Here is a 4,913-nt window from a genome sequence, read left to right on the forward strand (position 1 = left end):
AGCTCACTCCTACAGGTTATTGCGATCCCCTGTAGGAGTGAGCTTGCTCGCGAAGACGCCAGACCAAGCCATAAATAACTTTCGGGCCACATACCTATCCCCGCCATCCCTGTAGGGCAATCCCTACCCGAAACCTTCCACCCCGCCTAGGTCATTCTCTCTCACGCCCCGATTTGCGCGGCCTTCAGGCTCATCTATGTTTGATCCCTACGGTGGATCAAACAAAGGTGTGGGCAATGAGCAACGTCGATTCAAGCGCTGGGGCGAGTGATGTTCTGGTCAGCTTTCGCGGTGTGCAAAAGAGCTACGACGGCGAAGCCCTGATCGTCAAAGACCTCAACCTGGATATTTGCAAAGGCGAATTCCTCACCCTGCTCGGGCCGTCCGGCTCCGGCAAAACCACCAGCCTGATGATGCTCGCCGGGTTCGAGACGCCCACCGCTGGCGAGATTTTGCTGGCCGGCCGCTCGATCAACAATGTGCCGCCGCACAAGCGCGACATCGGCATGGTGTTCCAGAACTACGCGCTGTTCCCGCACATGACGGTCGCTGAGAACCTCGCGTTCCCGCTGTCGGTGCGCGGCATGAGCAAGACCGACGTGGCCGAAAAGGTCAAACGTGCCCTCGACATGGTCCAGCTCGGCACCTTCGCCCATCGCTACCCCGCGCAGTTGTCGGGTGGCCAGCAGCAACGGGTGGCACTGGCCCGCGCGCTGGTGTTCGAGCCGCAGCTGGTGCTGATGGACGAACCCCTCGGTGCGCTCGACAAGCAACTGCGCGAGCACATGCAGATGGAAATCAAACATCTGCACCAGCGACTGGGCGTGACCGTCGTTTACGTCACCCACGATCAGGGCGAAGCGCTGACCATGTCCGACCGCGTCGCGGTGTTCCACCAAGGCGAGATCCAGCAAATCGCCCCGCCGCGCACCCTCTACGAAGAGCCGAAAAACACCTTCGTCGCGAACTTCATTGGCGAGAACAACCGCATCAACGGCACCTTGCTCACCCAGAGCGGCGACCGTTGTGTAGTGGGCCTGGCACGCGGCGAAAAAGTCGAAGCGCTGGCGATCAACGTCGGCGCCACCGGCAGCCCGGTCACGCTCTCTATTCGTCCCGAGCGCGTAAACCTCAACGGCCGCAGCGAGAGTTGCGTCAACCGCTTCTCCGGCCGTGTTGCCGAATTCATCTACTTGGGCGACCACGTGCGAGTGCGCCTGGAAGTGGCCGGTAAAACCGACTTCTTCGTCAAGCAGCCCATCGCCGAGCTGGATCCGGCGCTGAGCGTTGGCGATGTCGTGCCCATTGGATGGCAGGTCGAGCACGCGCGCGCGCTGGACCCGTTGCTGGATGCACATTGATACACCCGCGTTACGCGTCAACCGAAGAACCCAGAGGCGAGCCAAATCGCCCCATCGCTTAACCAACATTGTTCGTGGAGAGAAAAACTGATGCTCAAGACATTGAAGCTCACCGCCTTATCGGTCGGCATGATGTGCGCGGCGCAAGCCATGGCAGCGGACCTGACGGTCATTTCCTTCGGTGGCGCGAACAAGGCGGCCCAGGAAAAGGCCTTCTACGCGCCGTGGGAAAAAGCCGGCAACGGCAAGATCATCGCCGGCGAATACAACGGTGAGATGGCCAAGGTCAAAGCCATGGTCGACACCAAGAGCGTGACCTGGGATCTGGTGGAAGTGGAGTCGCCAGAGCTGTCCCGCGGCTGTGACGAAGACATGTTCGAGTCGCTGGCCTCGGTTGATCTCGGCAACAAGGACAGCTACGTCAAGGGCGCAATTTCCGAGTGCGGCGTAGGCTTCTTCGTCTGGTCCACCGTGCTGGCCTACAACGCCGACAAGCTGAAATCCGCACCAACCGGTTGGGCTGATTTCTGGGACACCGAGAAATTCCCGGGCAAACGTGGCCTGCGCAAGGGCGCCAAATACACCCTGGAATTTGCCCTGATGGCCGACGGCGTTGCGCCGAAAGACGTCTACAAAGTGTTGGCGACCAAGGAAGGCCAAGACCGCGCCTTCAAGATGCTCGACAAGCTCAAGCCAAGCATTCAGTGGTGGGAAGCGGGCGCACAGCCGCCTCAATATCTGCAATCGGGCGACGTCGTGATGAGCTCGGCCTACAACGGTCGCATCGCTGCCGTGCAGAAAGAGAGCAACCTGAAAGTGGTCTGGACCGGCGGCGTGTATGACTTCGACGCATGGGCCATTCCGAAGGGCGCAAAAAACGCCGAAGAAGCGAAGAAGTTCATCGCTTACTCCCTCAAGCCAGAGCAGCAAAAGACCTATTCCGAAAACATCGCTTACGGCCCGGCCAATACTGGCGCGGTCCCATTGCTGAGCGCTGACACCCTGAAAAACATGCCGACCACCCCTGAGAACATCAAGGATCAGGTGCAGATCGACGTGAAATTCTGGGCCGACTTCGGTGAGTCGCTGGAACAGCGCTTCAACTCTTGGGCCGCCAAATAAGAGCACTGCCCAGTAAGCGCTTCGTTGTGAGTTAGATCCGGGTGCGTCGTCTGACCTGTCTGAAAGCAGGGCAGAGGACGCGCTCTTTGTTCAAAGATTTCGGAGTTCACTATGGCCATCGCCGTGCCCCTGACTGAAGGCGCCAGCCCGACCCTGAAGCAACGCCTGGCCCGTGCCGAGCGCGTCAATCGCTGGAAGGCTCAGGCGTTGATCGCGCCATTGGTGATCTTCCTGTTGCTGGTGTTTCTCGTGCCGATCGCGGCACTGCTCTACAAAAGCGTCAGCAACCCGGAAGTGGTGGGTGGCATGCCGCTCACTGTGGTCGAAGTGGCGAAATGGGACGGCAAGGGGCTGCCGCCTGAGGCGGTGTACAAAGCCGCGAGCCAGGACCTGGCCGAAGCACGCAAGAATCAGACGCTGGGCGATCTGTCCAAGCGCTTGAACCAGGAGTTGGCGGGCTACCGTAGCCTGTTGGCGAAAACTGCCCGCGCCATGCCATTCAAGGAAGAACCGGCTTCTTATAAGGAGGCGCTGGAAGCCATCGATGAACGTTGGGGCGATCCCGCGTACTGGCAGGCGATCCGCCGCAACACCTCAAGCTTTACCCCCTATTACTTGCTGGCCGCTGTCGACCACCGCATCGATGACCTCGGTGAAGTGGCGCCAGCGACACCTGATCAGGCGATTTACATCGACATCTTCGCCCGCACTTTCTGGATGGGCCTGGTGATCACCGTGATCTGCCTGCTGCTGGCGTATCCGCTGGCGTACCTGCTAGCCAATCTGCCTGCACGGCAGAGCAACCTGTTGATGATTCTGGTCCTGCTGCCCTTCTGGACGTCGATCCTGGTGCGCGTCGCCGCCTGGATTGTGTTGCTGCAATCGAGCGGCCTGATCAACGGCGCGCTGATGGCCATGGGCATCATCGATAAACCGCTGGAGCTGGTGTTCAACCGGGTCGGCGTTTACATCTCGATGGTGCACATCATGTTGCCGTTCATGATCCTGCCGATCTACAGCGTGATGAAAGGCATCTCGCCGACCTACATGCGCGCCGCGATCTCCCTGGGCTGCAACCCGTTCGCGAGTTTCTGGCGCGTGTATTTCCCGCAGACCTACGCCGGTGTGGGCGCGGGCTGTCTGTTGGTGTTCATCCTCGCCATCGGTTACTACATCACCCCGGCGCTGCTGGGCAGCCCGAACGATCAGATGGTCAGTTATTTCGTGGCGTTCTACACCAACACCAGCATCAACTGGGGCATGGCGACGGCGCTGGGCGGGTTGTTGCTGCTGGCGACCGTCGTGCTGTACCTGATCTATAACTGGCTGGTCGGCGCCAGCCGCCTGCGTCTGAGCTGAGGAGAACGATCATGTTGAGCCCTTATTCCTCGCCCATCGAGCGGGTCTGGCATTACACGCTGCGCACGCTGTGCGGGTTGATTCTGTTGTTTCTGGTGCTGCCGGTGCTGGTGATCGTGCCGCTGTCGTTCAACTCCGGCAGCTTTCTGGTCTACCCGCTGCAGGGGTTTTCTCTGCACTGGTATCAGGACTTTTTCGGCTCGGCAGAGTGGATGCGCGCCCTGAAGAACAGCCTGATCGTCGCGCCAGCCGCCACGGTGCTGGCGATGGGGTTCGGGACGTTGGCGGCCATCGGTCTGACGCGCAGCAACTTCCCCGGCAAGGCGCTGGTAATGGCGCTGGTTATTTCGCCGATGGTGGTGCCGGTGGTGATTGTCGGGGTGGCGAGCTACTTGTTTTTTGCGCCGCTGGGGCTGGGCAACAGCTATATCTCGCTGATCCTGGTGCACGCCGTGCTGGGTGTGCCGTTCGTGATCATTACGGTGTCGGCCACGTTGCAGGGCTTCAATTACAACTTGGTGCGCGCAGCGGCGAGTCTGGGCGCTTCGCCCACCACAGCGTTTCGGCGTGTGACCCTGCCGCTGATTGCACCGGGTGTGATCTCCGGGGCGCTGTTCGCCTTCGCGACCTCGTTCGATGAAGTGGTGGTCACGCTGTTCCTCGCAGGCCCGGGCCAGGCGACCTTGCCCCGGCAGATGTTCAGCGGCATCCGCGAGAACCTCAGCCCGACGATTGCCGCCGCCGCCACCTTGCTCATCGGCTTCTCAGTGGTGCTGCTGCTGGTGCTGGAATGGCTGCGTGGTCGCAGCGAGAAACTGCGCACGGCGGTGGAATGATCAATCCCCGCCGCAGGAACTGACCGGGCCGCGAATGGTAGGACCGGTTTTAGCCGAAAATGCGTCGGGTGCCGCGCCGCAAAATTGATAGCGCACACAAGGGCCTCTTCCCGGCTGAAGCCGGTCCTACACATGCACCGCATGCTTTTTGTGGGACCGGCTTTAGCCGGGAAGGCGGCCTGCGTCACACTGCAAAATGGACGGTGTACACGCGGGCCTCTTCCCGGCTAAAGCC

Annotated in this window: 4 protein-coding genes; all 4 read left to right on the plus strand. The window is 60.6% G+C overall.

Annotated features, from left to right (window positions below; genetic code table 11):
* Positions 1-236 precede the first annotated feature (236 nt).
* On the plus strand, positions 237-1,361 hold the full coding sequence (locus tag QMX88_RS28740; RefSeq protein WP_282373632.1) for an ABC transporter ATP-binding protein: 1,125 nt from the start codon (positions 237-239) through the stop codon (positions 1,359-1,361).
* A gap of 90 nt (positions 1,362-1,451) precedes the next feature.
* Positions 1,452-2,483: a polyamine ABC transporter substrate-binding protein gene (locus QMX88_RS28745; protein WP_282373633.1), complete on the plus strand. Its 1,032-nt coding sequence runs from the start codon at positions 1,452-1,454 to the stop codon at positions 2,481-2,483.
* Between the two features lie 111 nt (positions 2,484-2,594).
* Positions 2,595-3,842, plus strand: coding sequence for an ABC transporter permease (locus tag QMX88_RS28750; RefSeq protein ID WP_282373634.1), 1,248 nt, complete (start codon positions 2,595-2,597; stop codon positions 3,840-3,842).
* 11 nt (positions 3,843-3,853) lie between these two features.
* The gene (locus QMX88_RS28755) at positions 3,854-4,678 is read left to right on the plus strand and encodes an ABC transporter permease (RefSeq protein WP_065991348.1); all 825 of its coding nucleotides are present in this window, start codon (positions 3,854-3,856) and stop codon (positions 4,676-4,678) included.
* The last annotated feature ends 235 nt before the right edge of the window (positions 4,679-4,913 follow it).

The organism is Pseudomonas sp. PS02290 (genome assembly GCF_029960075.1).
In the GTDB taxonomy this organism is placed as follows: Bacteria; Pseudomonadota; Gammaproteobacteria; order Pseudomonadales; family Pseudomonadaceae; genus Aquipseudomonas.